The sequence below is a fragment of the Hydrogenophaga sp. NFH-34 genome, assembly GCF_021401345.1.
Taxonomy (GTDB): Bacteria; Pseudomonadota; Gammaproteobacteria; order Burkholderiales; family Burkholderiaceae_C; genus Hydrogenophaga; species Hydrogenophaga electricum.
Window position 1 is genome coordinate 20,355 of sequence record NZ_JACBGE010000004.1, and the last position, 16,974, is coordinate 37,328.

Consider the following 16,974-nt stretch of genomic DNA (forward strand, 5'->3'; position numbering starts at 1 on the left):
GGGAACGGCCGTCAGTGCAGGCCGGGCACGATCTGCTCGGGCAGGGGCTCTTCGCGCCGGTGCGCGGCGCGGTGCACGAGGGTGCGCACGGCATCGGCCACGCGCGCGCTGGTCACGCCGAAGTGCCGGTAAAGCACCTTGGCCGGCGCCGACTCGCCGAAGGTGGCAACGCCCACGACCATGCCCGTGCGCCCCACGTACTTGCGCCAGAAGTCGGGATGAGCAGCCTCAACCGCCACCGCCGGCAGCGACAGCGGCAGCACCTTGTCCTGGTAAGCGCGCGGCTGCCGGTCGAACACGTTGGTGCTCGGCATCGAAACCACGCGGCAGCGCACGCCGTCGGCCGCCAGCAGGGCCTGCGCCTGCAGCGCGATCTCGACCTCGGAACCCGTGGCAACGATCACCGCCTGGGGCGACTCCATGTCGCTGAGCACGTAGCCCCCCTTGCGGATGTGGCCGGCCAGCACGCCTTCGGTCACACGCGGCAGGTTCTGCCGCGACAGGCACAGCGCGCTCGGCCCGTCGCGCCGTTCGAGCGCACAGACCCAGGCCACGGCGGTCTCCAGCGCATCGGCCGGCCGCCACACGTCCAGGTGCGGGATCAGGCGCAGGCTGGGCACGTGTTCCACGCTCTGGTGCGTGGGGCCGTCTTCGCCCAGGCCGATGGAGTCGTGCGTGAACACGTGGATCACGCGCTGCTTCATCAGCGCGGCCATGCGGATGGCGTTGCGGCTGTAGTCGCTGAAGGTCAGGAAGGTGCCGCCGTAGGGGATGTAGCCGCCGTGCAGCGCGATGCCGTTCATGATCGCGGCCATGCCGAATTCGCGCACGCCGTAGCTCAGGTGGTTGCCCCAGGCGTCGCGCCCGGCGCGGGTGCAAGCTTTGAAGTTGGTGAGGTTGGACGCCGTCAGGTCGGCGCTGCCACCGAAGAACTCCGGCACCAGCGGCGCCAATGCGTCCAGCGCGTTCTGGCTGGCCTTGCGCGTGGCCACCGCCTCGGGGCGCGCGGCCACGGCTTCCAGCAGCGCGGGCAGGCGCTCGGCAAAGTCCGCCGGCAGATCGCCGGCCATGCGGCGCTCAAACTCCGCCGCCTCGTCGGGAAACTCGGTGCGGTAGGCCTCGAAGCGCTGGCGCCAGTCGCGCTCCAGCGCCTGGCCGGCGGCGCGCGCGTCCCAGGCCTCGGCCACGTCGGCCGGGATCTCGAACGGCCCGGCCGTCCAGTCCAGCGCAGCGCGCGTGGCGGCCACTTCCACCGCGCCCAGCGGGGCGCCGTGCACGTCGTGCGTGCCGGCCTTGTGCGGCGCGCCCATGCCGATCACGGTCTGGCAGCAGATCAGCGTGGGGCGCCCGTCGGGGCGCTGCGCCTGTTGCCGCGCCTGCACCAGGGCCGCCTCGATCGCGACCGGATCGTGGCCATCGACCACCGGAATCACGTGCCAGCCGTAGGCCTGGAAGCGTTGCGGCGTGTCGTCGGTGAACCAGCCCTCGACGTGGCCGTCGATGGAGATGCCGTTGTCGTCATAGAAAGCGATCAGCCGGGACAGCCGCAGCGTGCCCGCCAGCGAGCAGGCTTCGTGGCTGATGCCTTCCATCAGACAGCCATCGCCCAGGAAGGCGTAGGTGAAGTGGTCGACCACGGTGTGGCCCGGCCGGTTGAACTCGGCCGCCAGCAGCTTCTCGGCCAGCGCCATGCCGACCGCGTTGCTGATGCCCTGGCCCAGCGGGCCGGTGGTGGTTTCCACGCCGGGCGTGACGCCCACCTCGGGGTGGCCCGCGGTCTTGCTGTGCAGCTGGCGGAAGTTCTGCAGCTCGCTCAGCGGCAGGTCGTAGCCCGTGAGGTGCAGCAGCGCGTAGATCAGCATGGAGCCGTGGCCGTTGCTGAGCACGAAGCGGTCGCGGTCGGCCCACTTCGGGTTGCCGGGGTTGTGGCGCAGGTGGCGGCGCCACAGCACCTCGGCGATGTCGGCCATGCCCATGGGCGCGCCCGGGTGACCGGACTGGGCCTTTTCGACCGCGTCGACGGCCAGCATGCGCACGGCATTGGCCAGGCGGCGGGCCTGTTCGGGAGATGTCGAAGGGGTGTTCATGACGCGTTCCTCCGGCGTTCCAGCATGCGCCAGATGAAGGGGGTGAAGATCAGTTGCATGGCCAGTTCCATCTTGCCGCCGGGCACCACGATGGTGTTGGCGCGGCTCATCCAGGCGCCGTCGATCATCGACAGCAGGTACGGAAAATCGATGCCCTTGGGCTTGGCGAAGCGGATCACGCACACGCTCTCGTCGGCCGTGGGAATGTCGCGCGCGATGAAGGGGTTGGAGGTGTCCACCACCGGCACGCGCTGGAAGTTCACGTGCGTCAGGCCGAACTGCGGCACGATGTAGTTCACGTAGTCGGGCATGCGCCGCAGGATGGTGTCGACCACCGCCTCCTGGCTGTAGCCGCGCTGGGTCTTGTCGCGGATCAGCTTCTGGATCCACTCCAGGTTGATCGAGGGCACCACGCCGATGAGCAGGTCCGGGTACTGCGCAATGTCGACCGTGTCGGTCTTCACCGCGCCGTGCAGGCCTTCGTAGAACAGCACATCGGTGTCCGGGCGCAGCGGCTCCCACGGCGTGAAGGTGCCGGGCTCCAGGCCGTACGGCGCGGCCTCGGCCGCGTTGTGCAGGTATTTGCGGCAGCGGCCCGAACCGGTGGCCGCGTAGTCGCGGAACAGCGTCTCCAGCTCTTCGAACAGGTTGCCTTCGGCGCCAAAGTGGCTGAAGTGCCGGTTGCCCTGCCCTTCTTCCTCGGCCATGCGCTGCTTCATGGCCTGGCGGTCGAAGCGGTGGAAGCTGTCGCCTTCGATGACGGCGGCCTCGATGGCTTCGCGGCGGAAGATGTTCTGGAAGGTGCGCGTCACTGTCGAGGTGCCGGCACCGGACGAACCGGTGATCGCGATGATGGGATGTCTTTCAGACATGAGAGGGCTCCGAAGTTAAAAATCTCCCCCGCGCCGCCTTCGGCGTCACCCCCTTCCGGGGGCAACTCCAGCCGTCCGGCAAAGCCGGCCCGGCGGTTTTCTGGTCAAGGCCCTTCGTGCGCCGCGGGTCTGTTTCGAGTCAGGGTTCTGCGTGGCCTCAATCCCTAAAGAGGCTGCGCTCGGCGAACAGCGGGTTGTCGTCCCTGGAGGCCGCCGGCTCGCGGTGGTAACGCTCGATGCGTTCCACTTCGTTGCGCGAGCCGAACACCAGACCGATGCGCTGGTGCAGCGACGTGGGCTCGACCGTCAGCATCGGTTCGCGGCCGGTGCTGGCGCGCCCGCCCGCCTGCTCCATGATGAAACCGATGGGGTTGGCCTCGTACAGCAGCCGCAGGCGGCCGGGCTTGCTCGGGTCCTTGGTGTCGCGCGGGTACATGAACACGCCGCCGCGCATCAGGATGCGGTGCGCCTCGGCCACCATGCTGGCGATCCAGCGCATGTTGAAGTCCTTGCCGCGCGGACCGGTGCGGCCGGCCAGGCACTCGTCCACGTAGCGCCGGATCGGGCGCTCCCAGAAGCGGGTGTTGGAAGCGTTGATGGCGAACTCCTGCGTGTCTTCGGGCACCTGCAGCTGGGGGTGGGTGAGCATGAACTGGCCCAGGTTCGGGTCCAGCGTGAAGCCGGCCACGCCGTTGCCCACCGTCAGCACCAGCATGGTGGTCGGGCCGTAGAGCGCGTAGCCCGCCGCCAGTTGCTGCGTGCCGGGTTGCAGGAAGTCGGCCTCGACCACGTCGCGCCCGCTGTCGATCACCGCCTGCGGCGCCCGCAGCACCGAGAAGATGCTGCCGACAGTCACGTTCACGTCGATGTTCGACGAACCGTCGAGCGGGTCGAACACCAGCAGGTACTTGCCGCGCTGGTGCGTCGAAGGAATCTGGTAAGGGTGGTCCATCTCCTCCGAGGCCATGCCCGCCAGGTGGCCGCCCCACTCCGTCATTTCGGTGAAGTAGGCATTGCTCACCACGTCCAGGCGCTTCTGCTCCTCGCCCTGCACGTTCACGCCCGTGGCCACGTCGGCCACCGGGTTCCCGAGCACGCTGCCGAGTTCGCCGAAGGCGACCGAACGCGCGATGGCCTTGCAGGCCAGGGCCACGTCGAGCACCAGGGCGTTGAAGTCGCCACTGGCCGACGGAAAGCGGCGGCGTTGTTCGATCAGGTACTGGGTCAGCGTGAAGCGACGGCGGGTGGTCATGGGAGCGGGTCTTTCGCGGAAGGGAACATTCGGTCGGGTTCAGAGGCGCGGCATGGCCGGCGACGGCCCGGCGGCCTGCCGGAGCTGGCGCATCACGGTGCGGTAGCCGCCGTCGTTGTCGGGGGCGCCGAACACGGCGCTGCCGGCCACCAGCGTGTCGGCGCCGGCGCGCACGATCTCGGCCACGTTGTCGAGCTTCACGCCGCCGTCCACCTCCAGCCAGATCTCACGGCCGGTCGCGGCCATGTGGGCGTCGATGCGTTCGCGCGCCGCGCGCAGCTTGCCGAGCGTGGACGGGATGAAGGCCTGGCCGCCGTAGCCCGGGTTCACGCTCATGAGCAGCACCAGATCGAGCTTGTCCATCACGTGGTCGAGCCAGGCCAGCGGCGTGGCGGGGTTGAACACCAGCCCAGCCTTGCAGCCGTGGTCGCGGATCAGCTGCAGCGTGCGGTCGACGTGGCGGCTGGCCTCGGGATGGAAGCTGATCAGGTTGGCGCCGGCCTTGGCGAACAGCGGCACCAGCGCATCCACCGGCTCGACCATCAGGTGCACGTCGATGCCGATCTTCACGTGCGGGCGGATGGCTTCGCACACCAGCGGTCCGACGGTGAGGTTGGGCACATGGTGGTTGTCCATGACGTCGAAATGCACGAGGTCGGCGCCGGCGGCTTCGATGGCGCGCACCTCCTCGCCCAGGCGGGCGAAGTCGGCAGACAGGATGGACGGGGCGATGCGGATGGCACTCATGGCAAACGAAGGCTAGGCAGGGTTCAGGCGCGGAGCCATTCGCGCAAGCGCGCGAGACTCACGTGGCCCAGGTCGGGAACGACGCGCAGCGCGTCGGCGAAATCGTGGTGGGCGGTGAAGGCCGTCGGCGTGATCACCGTGCGCAGCCCGGCGCCGGCCGCAGCGGCCAGGCCGTTGGCCGAATCCTCGAAGGCCACGCAGTTCTCTGGCGCCAGGCCCAGGTCGGTCAGCACCTGGCGGTAGACCTGCGGGTGCGGCTTCTTGACCGGCGCGTTGCTGGCGTCGCCCACGGCGCGGAAATGCAGGCGCCAGTCAGGCCCGATGGCGGTGCGCAGCAGGGCCGCAATGTTCACCGGCGAGGTGGTGGTGGCGATCGCCAGTTGCAGCCCCTGGCCGCGCGCCTCGTCCATCAGCGCCAGCACCCCGGGGCGCAGCGCCACCGCACCGCGGCCGACCGCGTCTTCGTACCAGGCGGTCTTGACCGCGTGCAGGCGGTCGATGGTGGCCTGCACCGCGCCGGCTTCCAGCTCGCGCAGGTCCGGCTGCACGCAGCGCCAGTAGTGCAGCAACCGCTCCTTGCCACCCGACACCTCCAGCAACCCGGTGTAGAGCGCCTCGTCCCAGTGCCAGCCCAGACCGGCCTGCGCGAACGCGTGATTGAAGGCCTCCCGGTGCAGGCTTTCGGTGTCGGCCAGGGTGCCGTCCACATCGAAGATCAGGGCCTGGAGCATGGCGGTGTCGTCTCGTCGTTTTTTTCATGCCGTGGAAATTCACGGGTTTGACGGACTGTAGAAGCCTTGATTGATAAGGTAAATTCACATATTCTTCATTTTCAATTCAGGTATCACTTAATGAAGAACGCCACATTCCGGCAGTTGCGCGTGTTCACCGAGGTGGCGCGCCACCTGAGCTTTGCCCGCGCCGCCGAGGCCCTGCACCTGACCCCACCCGCCGTGACCATGCAGGTCAAGGAGCTGGAAGGCCACGTCGGCCTGCCCCTGTTCGAGCGCAGCGGCCGGCAGGTCGCCCTGACCACCGCGGGCGAATACATGCTGGTCTATGCGCGCAAGATGCTCGCCACGCTGAAGGACGCCGAAGACGCCGCCGCGCGCCTGCAGCGGCTGGAGACCGGCACCCTGACCATCGGCATGGTGAGCACCGCCAAGTACTTCCTGCCGCGCCTGCTGGCCGGGTTCCAGCACGAACACGAAGGCGTGGAAATCCGGCTCGAGGTCGGCAACCGCGAGCGGCTGGTGAAGATGCTGCAGGGCAACGAGGTCGACATCGCCATCATGGGCCGCCCCCCGACTGAACTGGCCACCCGGGCCGAGCCCTTCGCCGCGCACCCGCATGTGTTCGTGGCCGCCACCGACCACCCGCTGCTGCGCGTGGGCCACCCCACCGTGGAATCGCTGCGGCCCTACGGCTTCATCCTGCGCGAGCGGGGCTCCGGCACCCGTGCCGCGATGGAGAAATTCCTGGAACGCTCGCGCATGGAACCGCGCGTGGTGATGGAGATGACCAGCAACGAAACCATCAAGCAGGCCGTGATGGCGGGCATGGGCATCAGCTTCCTGTCGCTGCACACCATCGGCCTGGAACTGGAACACCGGCTGATCGCCACGCTGGACGTGGAAGGCGCCCCGGTGGTGCGCGCCTGGAACGTGGTGCACACGCTCTCCAAGCTGCTCTCCCCCGCCGCCGAAGCGTTCCGCTACTTCATGCTCGAACGCGCCGAGCGCTTCCTGGCCGACACCTACGGGCGCCTGCTGCACCTGCCGCAACCCCAGTGAAGCGCCGCGCGGTGGCCTGAAAACAAAAAGGGCTGCCGGAGGCAGCCCTGGAAGAAAACGCCGCGCAGGCGGTCAGAACTTCAGGCCCAGGCCGATGCTCACGCCCTCGACCGTGATGCGGTCCTTGTCGTAGAAGTTCATGTAGTCGGCGCCCAGCGTCAGGTTGTCGGTCAGGTTGAAGCGGATGCCGGCGCCATAGGCGAGCGACGTGCCGCTGGCCTTTTCGCCGCCCACGCTGAGCTTGGTGCGTGCCGCGCCGACGCGGCCGAAGATCTCGAAATTGCCCAGGCTGAGGTTGGGTTTCAGGAACACCCCGGAGATGTTGTCCACCTTGGTGCGGATCGGTGTGTTCAGGCCGCCCACGCGCACGGTGTCGTCGCGTTCGCTGACGCTGGTCATGCCTTCGATGGCCAGCGGCCCCAGGTCGAAACCGATGATGCCGCGCAGGTTGGCCGGTTTGGCGGAAATACCCACCCCGCCGACACGGGCCCCCACGTCCAGTCCCATGTAGCCGATTTCGCCATAGATGCTCTGGGCTTGGGCGGTGGACGCCAGGCCCAGGGTGGAAGCGGCCATCAGGCCCGTCAGAATGGTTTTGGTGCGCATGTGGCCTCCTTGTGAGGAAACGGTTGGACAGACAGTGTAAAGGTTCAGACGTTCACGCGGGGGCCTGCAGACGTGACCGGAAGCAACCGGGCCCGGTGCAGCGGCGCCACCCGCCGCAAGCCTGTTACGCTCGCGGCCATGGCATCCGACTCTTCCCACCGCGCCCAGGCCACGGGGTCCACCGCGTCTGCGGACGACACCGAGCGCCGCCTGGAGCAGCTCGAAGTCCGCAACGGCTTCGCCGAAGACCTGCTCGACACCCTCAACGCCCTGGTGGCGCGCCAGCAGACCCAGATCGAGCGGCTGCAGGCCGAGGTCGCCGAGCTGCGGCGACGCCGCGAAGACGACACTGGCCCGGCCTGGCGCAGCCTGCGGGACGAACTTCCCCCCCACTACTGACGGGCTCCGCCCCGATAGGTTCCTTCATCTTTTCATCCGACATGAGCGACAACGCCGCCGCCACCCCCGAACTGCCCGATCACCTGTCCATCGACCCGCGCAGCCCGCACCACCGCCCCGAGTTTCTGGAGCGCGAAATCGGCGTGCGCTTCAACGGCCGCGACCGCTTCGACGTGGAGGAATACTGCGTCAGCGAAGGCTGGATCCGCGTGGCCGCCGGCAAGACGATGGACCGCAAGGGCCGGCCGCTGCTGATCAAGCTCAAGGGCACGGTCGAGGTCTTCTACCGCTGACCTCACGGGCCGCAGCCCTCACAGCGGCTCGATCCGCCCCGGGTCGGGCCGCTCCAGCCACGCTTCGAATTCGTCGGCCAGTTGCCGGGCCATGGCCACCACTGTGCCCCAGGCGGCCATGCGCGCGGCCAGGTCTGTCCCGTAGCGGGTGAAGTCGCTGCGGTCGGGCAGTTTGCCGCCCGGCAATGCCGCCACCCAGCGCGGGTCGGGCGCCAGCACCAGCGTGCCGTCGAGCGCCGGTGTCGGCCGGTGCCGGCGCTTCCACACCTTGTCCAGCCAGCCGGGCACCACGGCGCGCTGGAAGTGCGGGTACAGCACGATGGGCGACGACGCCGGCAGCCGGTACGGCAGGTGCAGGTGGTAGTCGGTGATGCCACCGTCCCAGTACGCGCCTCGCGGCGCACCGGCCACGTCGGGCACGGCCTTCAGCAAGAACGGGATCGAACAGCTCGCCTGCAGCGCCGCCATGAAGTTCGCCTCGGTCAGCGGCCGCTGGCGCGTGCGCAGACCGTCGGGCGCGAACGGCAGCGGCACCGGCGCGGGTATCGGCGACATGGGCATCGGCGTGGAAAACACCACCCGTTCCAGCCAGGCACCGAGCGCGCGGCGGTGCACCGCGTTCGCCAGGAACGCCCCCGCGTAACCCAGCGGCGTCAGCAGGCGGTGTTCGCGCCGCAGCAGGTGGCGCCCGCGCGAGGTCAGCACGTGCAGGCGGTAGCGCGGGTGGTGCAGCACCTGCGCCAGGTGGCCGCCGAAAAACTGCGCCAGATTGGCCCCGAAGGTCTCGCTCACCTGCGTGGCCGTGGGGCGGTCGCTGCCGGGCGGCAGCTCGTAGTCCTGGGCGATGTAGTCGCGCTCCAGCCGCTCGAAGCCGCTGATGCAGTCCGGCAGGCAGGCGGTGGCCATGCGCCAGGCACCGATGGAAGCGCCGATCAGGTGCACCGGCTGGTCGGCGCGCGGCAGCCAGCGGCCGAAGATCAGGCGGTCCAGCGGACCGAGGATCAGCCCCTTGGGCCCACCCGCAGCCCCGGGCACCGCACCCACGTGGGCGGGCAGCAGGCCATGCTGTTCGATGTGCCGGCGGGCAGCCGGGCCGGCGTAGAGACGAAGGGCGGGACGGTGATCGGACGGCATGGCCGCCGATTCTCGCGCAGCGGCGGCGGACTCAGGCGACCGCCTCGTCGCTGCTCCTGTTCCGCGTGAGCGCGGGAATCTCTTCGCCGATCACGGTGTCGGGGTCGATGCCCAGCACCAGCCCCACCGGATCGGGGTAGGTGTTGATCAGGCCCTCGCTGCCCAGCGACAGCTCTTCAGCGCGCGCGCGCCAGGAAGCGATGTGGATCACCCCGGCAATGGGCTCGTACACATCGTTGTCGAAGGGCGCGACCTGATGCTCGATGGCATTGATCATCTTCTTGGGGAAGCGCCATTCGCGCGCCAGTGCCGAGCCGACGTCGGCATAGCTGTAGCCAAAAAGACCGCGCTGCGCCTTGGCCCGCTTCAGGTCGAGCATGGGCACGGCCCGGTCCAGCTCGATCATGGCTTCGGGCATGCCGACGTGCATCACCAGTTCACCGATGCCGTGCACCAGGCCGGCGGTGAAAGCGCTGTTTTCGTCGATGCGGATGGGCAGCGCCAGGTAGCGCGAGAGGTTGGCCGAATTGAGGCTGTAGCGCCAGAACTGGCTGAGGTTGACCCCGCCCACCGCGTGAAAGCTGTCGCCCATGGCGGCCGCGATGACCAGGGCGCGCACCTTGATCAGCCCCATGACGCTCATCGCGTCTTTGGCGGTGGTGACGCTGCGGTTCAGGCCGAAGAAGGCCGAATTGGCCATCTTGAGCAGCTTGGCCGTAAGCACCGGGTCGGATTCGATGTAGGAAGCCGCCTGCAGGATGTCCACCTCGTCCTGCTCGAAGGTTTCCATCAGCTTGCGGATGACCTTGGGGGCCGACGGCAGCGCATTGGGCTGCTTCAGAAGCTTCTCGAGTTGCATGAAGGACCTCGCGTCGTGGAGCCGGTGCAAACGACCGTCAACTCCTCATCGACCGCTTCCCAAGGAACTTGAGGGTATTCCCCACTTGCCGGTGGTACCCGTCGGTCCGGCAGCCTCGGACCTCAATCCGTGAAGATACCGATGGTCTGGCTGAACGACCATTCCGTCGGGTCTTTGCCCAGCACGCTGTCCAGATCGAGCCCCAGCGTCAGCCCCACCATGTCGGGGAAGGTGGCGACCAGACCCTGCTTGTCCAGCTGCAGCTCTTCGGCCCGGGCGCGCCACGACGCCAGGTGCAGCACCCCACCCAGCGTGTCGTAGGCATCGCCTTCGAACGGCGCGACCTGGTTGGCCATGGCGCTGACGATTTCGGGCGGGAACTGCCAGCGCTCGACCATGCCGGCCCCGACGTCGGCATAGCTGTACCCGAACTGGGCCTTTTCGGCGTCGGCGCGGTTGAGCGACAGGGGCGAGCAGCCCATGTCCAGCACGCGCATGGCGTCGGGCATGGCGATGTGCATGACCAGGATCCCAATGCCGTGGATCAGCCCCGAGGTGAAGGCCAGGCCCTGGTTCTGCTTGAGCAGGCCAGCCAGCGATTTGGAAATGTCGGCCACGCGCAGGCTGTAGCGCCAGAACTGGCGCAGGTCGATCCCGGGCACGTTCTTGAAGCCGGCCCCCAGCGCGGCCGCCATCACCAGCGAGCGCACATGGGTCATGCCGAGCATGGCCACCGCCTCGTCGGCATCGCCGATCTTGCGGCTGACGCGGAAGAACGCCGAGTTCGACAGACGCAGCACCCGGGTGGTGAGCGCCGGGTCGTGCCCGATCAGCTCGCCCACGCGCTTGGGGCTGGGTTCTTCCTTGTTCATCTCGCCCAGCAGCTCGGTCACCGCACGGGGCATGGCCGGCAGGGCGCGGGGGTAGTTGAGCAGGGCTTCGAGATCCATGGCGCTGTCGGTGTTCGGGGTCGCGGGGAAAAGGGCAGCGGGCTTTCGTCGATTTCAAGTGTCGCACATCGGCCGGCCAGCGCGGGACGCGATGGGGGACAACCCGCCCCCCACGGGACTCAGCGCTTCAAACCCTGCAACTTGGCAAAGGCCGATGCCATGGCGCCGGCCGCTTCCGGCTGGCGCTGGCCGCCGCCCTGCCCTCCGGCATACCCGCCGCGTGGGCCGCCACGCGCCGGCTCGAAACGGTTGTCGCGCGGCCCGTCCTTGCGGGCCGGCGCGGCGTCCAGCTTCATGGTCAGGCTGATGCGCTTGCGCGCCGCGTCGACCTCCAGCACCTTGACCTTGACGATGTCGCCGGTCTTGACCACCTCGCGCGCGTCGTTGACGAACTTGTGGCTGAGCTGGCTGACGTGGATCAGCCCGTCCTGATGGACGCCCAGGTCGACGAAGGCGCCAAATTGCGCGACGTTGGACACCGTTCCCTCCAGAACCATGCCTTCGCGCAGGTCGGCAATGTCGTCCACCCCTTCGTTGAAGCGCGCCACCTGGAAGTCCGGGCGCGGGTCGCGGCCCGGCTTTTCCAGCTCGCCCAGGATGTCCTTGACCGTGATGACACCGAACTTCTCGTTCGCGAACAGCTCGGGCTTGAGCGTCTTGAGCATGTCGGCGCGGCCCATCAGGTTGGCCACCGGCTGGCCGGTCTTGGCGATGATCTGCTCGACCACCGGGTAGGTTTCCGGGTGCACGCCGGTCATGTCCAGCGGGTTGTCGCCGTCGCGGATGCGCAGGAAACCGGCCGCCAGCTCAAAGGTCTTGGCGCCCAGGCCGCTGACTTCCAGCAACTGCTGGCGGTTCTTGAACGCGCCGTGCGACTCGCGCCAGCGCACCACCGCCTTGGCCACCGAACCCGACAGGCCCGACACGCGGGTGAGCAGCGGCACGCTGGCCGTGTTCAGGTCCACGCCCACGCCGTTCACGCAGTCTTCCACCACCGCGTCCAGCGTGCGGGCCAGCTCGCTCTGGTTCACGTCGTGCTGGTACTGGCCCACGCCAATGCTCTTGGGGTCGATCTTCACCAGCTCGGCCAGCGGATCTTGCAGGCGGCGAGCAATCGACGCCGCGCCGCGCAGGCTCACGTCCACGTCCGGCATTTCCAGGCTGGCAAATTCGCTGGCGGAGTAGACCGATGCGCCCGCCTCGCTCACCACCACCTTCTGCACGCCTTCGATGCCCGCCTTGGCCAGCATCTTGATCAGGTCACCCGCCAGCTTGTCGGTCTCGCGGCTGGCGGTGCCGTTGCCAATCGCGATCAGCTGCACGCCGTGCTGGCGGCACAGCAGCGCCAGCGTGTGCAGCGCGCCGTCCCAGTCGCGGCGCGGCTCGTGCGGGTACACCGTGTTGGTCGCCACCAGCTTGCCGGTCGCGTCCACCACCGCCACCTTCACCCCGGTGCGGATGCCCGGGTCCAGGCCCATCACCGCCTTCTGGCCGGCGGGCGCGGCCAGCAGCAAGTCGCGCAGGTTGTCGGCAAACACCTTGATCGCCACCGCCTCGGCGCTCTCGCGCAGGCGGGTGAACAGGTCGCGCTCGGTGGACAGGCTCAGCTTCACGCGCCAGGTCCAGGCCACGCACTTGCGGATCAGGTCGTCCGCCTTGCGCGCCTGGTGGCTCCAGCCCAGGTGCACCGCAATGCGGCCTTCGGCCAGCGACGGCTTGCCCGGCTCCGGCTCCACCGGCTGCACCAGCTTCACATCCAGAATCTCCAGCGCCCGACCGCGGAACACCGCCAGCGCGCGGTGCGAGGGCACGCGGCCGATCGGCTCGTCGTATTCAAAATAGTCGCGGAACTTGGCGACGTCGGGGTTGTTCTCGTCCTTGGTCGCCACGCGCGTGCTCTTGAGCAGACCCTCGGTCCACAGCCACTCGCGCAGGCCCTGCACCAGCGCCGGGTCTTCGGCCCAGCGCTCGGAAAGGATGTCGCGCACCCCGTCCAGCACCGCCTGCGGCGTCGAAAAGTCCGCGCCCGGCTTGCCGTCGTCCAGCACCTCGGGCGGCTTGGTGAAGGCGGCCGCCTCGGCCAGCGGGTCCAGCGTCGGGTCGGCAAACAGCTTGTCGGCCAGCGGCTCGATGCCGAACTCCCGCGCGATCTGCCCCTTGGTGCGGCGCTTGAGCTTGAAGGGCTGGTAGATGTCTTCCAGCTCCTGCTTGGTCGGCGCGTTGGCAATCGCGAGCCGCAGCGCGTCGGTCAGCTTGCCCTGCTCGTCGATGGCTTTGAGCACCGCACCACGACGGTCTTCCAGCTCACGCAGGTAACCCAGGCGGTACTCCAGCTCGCGCAGCTGGGTGTCGTCCAGCCCGCCGGTCACTTCCTTGCGGTAGCGGGCGATGAAAGGCACCGTCGCCCCCCCGTCCAGCAACTCCACCGCGGCCAGCACCTGCCGCTGCTCAACCCGGATCTCTTGCGCGATCTGCGCGATGATTTTCTGCATGTCCCAAGGGGCTCCAGCGGCCCGGTTTCAAACGAAGCGGGCGAGTTTGCCACAGGGGGAACGAGGGACTTCCGGGGGCTGGTTACAGCTTGTCGTCGGTGTCCGACGGTGGTGCGTCCAAATGCCGCAGCATGCGGTCGAAGTCGCTTTCAAACAGCCGGTCCTGCACGATGCGGTACTTCTCGAACTCGCTTTCGGCGTGCGCCTTGGCGATCTCGGCGGTGACCTTGCCGGCGTCCTGCAACACCGCCCGGTCCGTAGCCTCAATGAAACGGTTCAGTCGCGTCTCCCAGTCCTGCATGGTCATGGGAATCTTGCGCTGGGCCATGTCCTCGGCCACGTCCAGATAGGCGTTGACCAGCCGCGAGAGCTGCGCCATTTCCGGCTCGGTCAGGTAGTTCTTGGCCACCACCACATCGAACTTCTGAATCTTGCCCAGCGGCGCATCCTTCCAGGTCGTCAGCCCCATGTGGGGCTGCGCCGCATCGGCCCGGCGGACCACCAACTCGGCCGCCGTCTGCCCGTGGATCGCCCAGTGCAGCTTGTTCTGCACCGTGGCGAAGAACCGCTGGGTAGCCTGCGCCGTCACGTCGTAGTCCAGCGCCGTGGCGTAGATGTCGGTGATCTTTTGGTAGAACTTGCGCTCCGAGAGACGAATCTCGCGGATGCGCTGCAACTGCTCCTCGAAATACCGATCGGTCAGCACCGAGCCGCCCGTCTTCAGCCGCTCGTCGTCCATCACATAGGCCTTGATGGTGAACTGCTCGACGATGCCCGTGGCCCACTTGCGGAACTGCACCGCGCGCTCGGAATTGACCTTGTAGCCCACGGCGATGATGGCGGGCAGCTGGTAGTGCAGCGTGTTGTAGCTCTTGCCGTCAGAGGCAGTTATCCGGAATTTCCGGATAACTGAATCCTCCTGAAGCTCGCTGTCGGCAAAGATTTTCTTCAGGTGCTCGTTCACCGTGCGCACGTTCACGTCGTACAGCACGCCCATCATCTTCTGCGTCAGCCAGATGCTTTCGTCGGCATAGATCGCCTCGACGCCGCCCTGCCCGCTGGCGGCGACGAAGGTCAGGTACTCGGCCGCAGAGGAGCGGACGAGGGAGACCTCGGACTTCTTCGCTGGTGGCTGTCGTTTGCTTGGGCTCATTGGGCAAAGTCTCTCAATTCGTTGTGCCGTCAGCGCAACCGTCCAACAAGCTGTTGGACTTTTTCTTCTGCGCCCATTTGTGCAACAGGCAGTTGCACAAATGCCAGGCTGGCGTACCCCCGACAAAACGCCAGCATCCGTTTGACGCTGCGCGCTGAAAAGCCTTCCATCTCCGGGAAGGCCGTGCGCAGGTCGTGCGCCAGCCGCTCGATCATCTTCGCTCCCCAGCCCTGCTCGGCCTGCCGCGCCAGGATGTTGCGCCCGACCTGCCAGTACAGCAAGACCAGCTCGCGGTTCACCGCCAGCGTGGCGCGTTGCTGGGCTGAGTGGATGCGGCCCTTCAGGTCGGACAGCCAGTCGGCGTAGCCATCTGGAGTCGACATTAGCGACACCGGGGTATTCGACATAACGATGCTCTCATTCAAACCCAAACTACCCAGAACCCGCCTTACCACGCCAAACGCAAGACCTGACCCTGCATCCTAATAAGTAATAAGTGGCGTCCGCGTTGAACGCAAAATTAGGAATTTGCCGCCTCAACGCTCAATTGGAGTGCCGCCAGATTGCTCCAGCGGACAAATGGGGCCGGAACCGCTGCGTTTGTGTCAAGTAGCGCATCGAGTAATGATTCCGCGCGAGCGCGGAGCTCCTCCGTACTATTGAGCCTCACTAACGTGTTGTACGGTTTTTCAGCCGATGCCTCTTTACCAAAAAGTGCCACTTCAAAGTTTGTGATTGATACGACATGTCGTATTTGGCTTGCCTGAGCTGCGCCATCAATTGCCGCTCTGATGGACACATTGGCGCCCCATGCTGGGCTGGCTCCGTTCTTGGCTAGTGGTGTGTCCGAGTCATGGAGAACAGCGTACTTGGTAGAGAATTGATTAAGTATTTTCAGAATTGTAAGTATCGAGCCTTTCCCGCGAGCTCTGACTACATGCAAGTTCCGATATTTTTCTGGCGCATGCGCCTTCAGCATTGAAAAGGCGGTGTATTCAGTATCCCCTTCAACTACCACTACGTCGCCGCCGAAAAAAAACTCATTTACATATGGGTCGCAAGCATTAAGTGCCTTTAAGTTGGCGCGATCATCTTCGTCTAGCTTTGCCTTTGTAGGCCGGTAAAGCGTTACGCTGTGAACTTGATTGTCCAACTGACGCTCGACTCTTACAACCGTTGTATTGTCTTTTGACAAGTCGATGAAGATAGGCGAATGAGTTGTAATCATCACTTGCCAATTTTTGGCTGTGGGAAGGCTGTAAAGAACTTCCCTGGCCTCACGAATTGCCGTGGGGTGCAGGCATATTTCTGGCTCATCAAGGAGTAGTACGTGAGGTCGCGCACTCGAATCGGACGGCGATACTGCCTCTGAAAGATATCGCAATGTAGTCCAAAGCAGTGTGCGACGAGCACCGCTGCCTTGTTGAGAAATCTTTGCCAAGTAGCCGTCTTCCGGTCCCATCAAAAGGTCTGGGGAGGCCTTAAATGGGGTGTAGGACTTTTCAATATCAGACTCTGGCTTAGCATCTAGCTTGATGCGGTGTTTTGGGAAAACTCTTGCAAGTAGAGTCGAAATTTCAACTTCGATTTTTTCTGTTTCTTCCTTAGCAGAAGCAACCACCTTGGTCTGGAAATCAACGATTTTCTCCAAAAGAAGTTCGTAGTCAGACTTCTCTTGTTCTTCGCCATCTGATCGAAATGCTTTCAGCTTGTCCTTAAGCACACTTAGCAATAGGTCAATAATCTCTTTGGCCTGCACGTCTGGCGATGAAAACGCTTCAATCCGATGTGGCAAAGGGCGTCTACTGTTGGCGACGTTTGGCGCACCCCAAGGCACTTGGTCGTCCCAGTCATCTTTCTGGACATCAAATCCGCGCCGTTGTGGACTAATGTTTGGGCTACTCCACCGCCATTGCTCTCGGATTAACCACTCGCCTGCGGTTGTTGGGCTGAGCCAGCGATCGCCTGGCGCATTGTCAAAGACAATAGTTTGCAATTCGATTTCTGGACACGCATTGGCGTCAACGACACCATTTGGAAAGTCGTCTATCTGTAGCTTTCCATCGTTTGAGCCTTGCTTCATCACGACCTCATATGCGCGCAGAATGCTGCTCTTGCCGACGTTATTTGGCCCAACCAATACAACTATGTCATCTAGCTCAACTTCGACTGGGCTAGTACCGATGCCTCTGAAATTCTTTACGATTAGCTTGTGCAGTCGGGGGCGTGGAGTCGCCGGATTATTTGGAATCAGAGAAACAACCTCGGTTGTTGCGCTCTTTTTTGCTGTTGCCATGTTTCCTCCTGCTGTGCTTATGAATGCTAAACGTGGGTTAG

16 protein-coding genes are annotated in these 16,974 nt (G+C 65.7%); 3 read left to right on the forward strand and 13 right to left on the reverse strand.

What is annotated here, in order from left to right; translation table 11 throughout:
* Positions 1-11: 11 nt before the first annotated feature.
* The 5 genes from tkt to L0977_RS04860 all read right to left on the reverse strand — a co-directional run bounded on the left by tkt (position 12) and on the right by L0977_RS04860 (position 5,689).
* Positions 12-2,087: a transketolase gene (gene tkt / locus L0977_RS04840; protein ID WP_234263659.1), complete on the reverse strand. Its 2,076-nt coding sequence runs from the start codon at positions 2,085-2,087 to the stop codon at positions 12-14.
* Positions 2,084-2,959 (reverse strand): phosphoribulokinase, encoded by an 876-nt coding sequence (locus L0977_RS04845; RefSeq protein ID WP_234263660.1) that lies wholly within the window; start codon positions 2,957-2,959, stop codon positions 2,084-2,086. The genes tkt and L0977_RS04845 overlap by 4 nt, the downstream gene beginning before the upstream one ends.
* Before the next feature lie 157 nt (positions 2,960-3,116).
* Positions 3,117-4,211: a class 1 fructose-bisphosphatase gene (locus L0977_RS04850; RefSeq protein WP_234263661.1), complete on the reverse strand. Its 1,095-nt coding sequence runs from the start codon at positions 4,209-4,211 to the stop codon at positions 3,117-3,119.
* Between the two features lie 39 nt (positions 4,212-4,250).
* The gene (gene rpe, locus L0977_RS04855) at positions 4,251-4,958 is read right to left on the reverse strand and encodes a ribulose-phosphate 3-epimerase (protein WP_234263662.1); all 708 of its coding nucleotides are present in this window, start codon (positions 4,956-4,958) and stop codon (positions 4,251-4,253) included.
* A 23-nt stretch (positions 4,959-4,981) separates the two neighbouring features.
* The gene (locus tag L0977_RS04860; protein ID WP_234263663.1) at positions 4,982-5,689 is read right to left on the reverse strand and encodes an HAD-IA family hydrolase; all 708 of its coding nucleotides are present in this window, start codon (positions 5,687-5,689) and stop codon (positions 4,982-4,984) included.
* A gap of 120 nt (positions 5,690-5,809) precedes the next feature.
* On the opposite strand from L0977_RS04860, the gene L0977_RS04865 reads away from it, so the two are divergent.
* On the forward strand, positions 5,810-6,751 hold the full coding sequence (locus L0977_RS04865) for a LysR family transcriptional regulator (RefSeq protein WP_234263664.1): 942 nt from the start codon (positions 5,810-5,812) through the stop codon (positions 6,749-6,751).
* Between the two features lie 72 nt (positions 6,752-6,823).
* On the opposite strand, the gene L0977_RS04870 is transcribed toward L0977_RS04865, so the two are convergent.
* Positions 6,824-7,357 (reverse strand): outer membrane beta-barrel protein, encoded by a 534-nt coding sequence (locus L0977_RS04870; RefSeq protein WP_234263668.1) that lies wholly within the window; start codon positions 7,355-7,357, stop codon positions 6,824-6,826.
* A gap of 138 nt (positions 7,358-7,495) precedes the next feature.
* Here L0977_RS04870 and L0977_RS04875 point away from each other — a divergent pair, with 138 nt between their 5' ends.
* Complete coding sequence (locus L0977_RS04875) at positions 7,496-7,756, forward strand: SlyX family protein (RefSeq protein WP_234263670.1); 261 nt, start codon at positions 7,496-7,498, stop codon at positions 7,754-7,756.
* 41 nt (positions 7,757-7,797) lie between these two features.
* The gene (locus tag L0977_RS04880; RefSeq protein ID WP_234263671.1) at positions 7,798-8,049 is read left to right on the forward strand and encodes a DUF3297 family protein; all 252 of its coding nucleotides are present in this window, start codon (positions 7,798-7,800) and stop codon (positions 8,047-8,049) included.
* 18 nt (positions 8,050-8,067) lie between these two features.
* On the opposite strand, the gene L0977_RS04885 is transcribed toward L0977_RS04880, so the two are convergent.
* The 7 genes from L0977_RS04885 to L0977_RS04915 all read right to left on the reverse strand — a co-directional run bounded on the left by L0977_RS04885 (position 8,068) and on the right by L0977_RS04915 (position 16,933).
* On the reverse strand, positions 8,068-9,183 hold the full coding sequence (locus tag L0977_RS04885) for a patatin-like phospholipase family protein (protein WP_234263673.1): 1,116 nt from the start codon (positions 9,181-9,183) through the stop codon (positions 8,068-8,070).
* A gap of 31 nt (positions 9,184-9,214) precedes the next feature.
* A complete protein-coding gene (locus tag L0977_RS04890; protein ID WP_234263674.1) occupies positions 9,215-10,042 on the reverse strand; it encodes an HDOD domain-containing protein in 828 nt (275 codons plus the stop codon).
* A 122-nt stretch (positions 10,043-10,164) separates the two neighbouring features.
* Positions 10,165-10,992 carry an HDOD domain-containing protein gene (locus L0977_RS04895; protein ID WP_234263675.1) on the reverse strand — a complete coding sequence of 276 codons (828 nt, stop codon included), beginning with the start codon at positions 10,990-10,992 and terminating at the stop codon, positions 10,165-10,167.
* A 119-nt stretch (positions 10,993-11,111) separates the two neighbouring features.
* The gene (locus tag L0977_RS04900) at positions 11,112-13,484 is read right to left on the reverse strand and encodes a Tex family protein (RefSeq protein WP_234263676.1); all 2,373 of its coding nucleotides are present in this window, start codon (positions 13,482-13,484) and stop codon (positions 11,112-11,114) included.
* Between the two features lie 82 nt (positions 13,485-13,566).
* On the reverse strand, positions 13,567-14,637 hold the full coding sequence (locus L0977_RS04905; RefSeq protein WP_234263677.1) for a virulence RhuM family protein: 1,071 nt from the start codon (positions 14,635-14,637) through the stop codon (positions 13,567-13,569).
* A gap of 29 nt (positions 14,638-14,666) precedes the next feature.
* On the reverse strand, positions 14,667-15,044 hold the full coding sequence (locus L0977_RS04910; RefSeq protein WP_234263678.1) for a DUF1016 N-terminal domain-containing protein: 378 nt from the start codon (positions 15,042-15,044) through the stop codon (positions 14,667-14,669).
* Between the two features lie 113 nt (positions 15,045-15,157).
* Entirely contained in the window at positions 15,158-16,933 is a 1,776-nt protein-coding gene (locus L0977_RS04915) for an ATP-dependent nuclease (protein ID WP_234263679.1), read from the reverse strand.
* Positions 16,934-16,974 lie beyond the last annotated feature (41 nt).

What these genes read in the sequence shown, in the direction of transcription:
- L0977_RS04870 (WP_234263668.1), bottom strand. Translation starts at nt 7,357, where the DNA reads ATGCGCACCAAAACCATTCTGACGGGCCTGATGGCCGCTTCCACCCTG.
- L0977_RS04875 (WP_234263670.1), top strand. Translation starts at nt 7,496, where the DNA reads ATGGCATCCGACTCTTCCCACCGCGCCCAGGCCACGGGGTCCACCGCG.
- tkt (WP_234263659.1), bottom strand. Translation starts at nt 2,087, where the DNA reads ATGAACACCCCTTCGACATCTCCCGAACAGGCCCGCCGCCTGGCCAAT.
- L0977_RS04860 (WP_234263663.1), bottom strand. Translation starts at nt 5,689, where the DNA reads ATGCTCCAGGCCCTGATCTTCGATGTGGACGGCACCCTGGCCGACACC.
- L0977_RS04880 (WP_234263671.1), top strand. Translation starts at nt 7,798, where the DNA reads ATGAGCGACAACGCCGCCGCCACCCCCGAACTGCCCGATCACCTGTCC.
- L0977_RS04900 (WP_234263676.1), bottom strand. Translation starts at nt 13,484, where the DNA reads ATGCAGAAAATCATCGCGCAGATCGCGCAAGAGATCCGGGTTGAGCAG.
- L0977_RS04915 (WP_234263679.1), bottom strand. Translation starts at nt 16,933, where the DNA reads ATGGCAACAGCAAAAAAGAGCGCAACAACCGAGGTTGTTTCTCTGATT.
- rpe (WP_234263662.1), bottom strand. Translation starts at nt 4,958, where the DNA reads ATGAGTGCCATCCGCATCGCCCCGTCCATCCTGTCTGCCGACTTCGCC.
- L0977_RS04865 (WP_234263664.1), top strand. Translation starts at nt 5,810, where the DNA reads ATGAAGAACGCCACATTCCGGCAGTTGCGCGTGTTCACCGAGGTGGCG.
- L0977_RS04910 (WP_234263678.1), bottom strand. Translation starts at nt 15,044, where the DNA reads ATGTCGAATACCCCGGTGTCGCTAATGTCGACTCCAGATGGCTACGCC.
- L0977_RS04850 (WP_234263661.1), bottom strand. Translation starts at nt 4,211, where the DNA reads ATGACCACCCGCCGTCGCTTCACGCTGACCCAGTACCTGATCGAACAA.
- L0977_RS04905 (WP_234263677.1), bottom strand. Translation starts at nt 14,637, where the DNA reads ATGAGCCCAAGCAAACGACAGCCACCAGCGAAGAAGTCCGAGGTCTCC.
- L0977_RS04895 (WP_234263675.1), bottom strand. Translation starts at nt 10,992, where the DNA reads ATGGATCTCGAAGCCCTGCTCAACTACCCCCGCGCCCTGCCGGCCATG.
- L0977_RS04845 (WP_234263660.1), bottom strand. Translation starts at nt 2,959, where the DNA reads ATGTCTGAAAGACATCCCATCATCGCGATCACCGGTTCGTCCGGTGCC.
- L0977_RS04885 (WP_234263673.1), bottom strand. Translation starts at nt 9,183, where the DNA reads ATGCCGTCCGATCACCGTCCCGCCCTTCGTCTCTACGCCGGCCCGGCT.
- L0977_RS04890 (WP_234263674.1), bottom strand. Translation starts at nt 10,042, where the DNA reads ATGCAACTCGAGAAGCTTCTGAAGCAGCCCAATGCGCTGCCGTCGGCC.